This is a genomic window from Vibrio ouci (assembly GCF_004551525.1).
Taxonomy (GTDB): domain Bacteria; phylum Pseudomonadota; class Gammaproteobacteria; order Enterobacterales; family Vibrionaceae; genus Vibrio; species Vibrio ouci.
This window is the reverse complement of sequence record NZ_SATR01000407.1, coordinates 1-380: the sequence shown is the minus strand read 5'-3', so window position 1 is coordinate 380 and position 380 is coordinate 1. Positions and strand designations below refer to the sequence as shown.

Sequence of the window (380 nt, the reverse complement as noted above, 5' to 3'; positions counted from 1 at the left end):
TTGCGCTCTACCAACTGAGCTAGTGTCGCATTGGTTGCGGGGGCCGGATTTGAACCGACGACCTTCGGGTTATGAGCCCGACGAGCTACCAAGCTGCTCCACCCCGCGTCCGTATTCATTGTTAAGCACAATGAGAGCCTTAAATTTGGAGCGACACACGAGGTTCGAACTCGTGACCTCAACCTTGGCAAGGTTGCGCTCTACCAACTGAGCTAGTGTCGCATATTCTCAATAAGAGAATTGGTTGCGAGGACTGATTTGAACCAGTGACCTTCGCGAGGTTTTATGAATAGCTGAGCCCGACGAGCTAGCGAATCACAATACCTTTTAAATTTGGTTGCGGGAGCCGGATTTGAACCGACGACCTTCGGGTTATGAGC

2 tRNA genes are annotated in these 380 nt (G+C 51.3%); both read right to left on the bottom strand.

The annotated features are described in order from the left end of the window. Positions 1-31: 31 nt before the first annotated feature. Positions 32-108 (bottom strand) — tRNA-Met (locus tag ELS82_RS26050). Positions 109-146: 38 nt separating this feature from the next. Beyond that, positions 147-222 (bottom strand) — tRNA-Gly (locus ELS82_RS26045). Positions 223-380 lie beyond the last annotated feature (158 nt).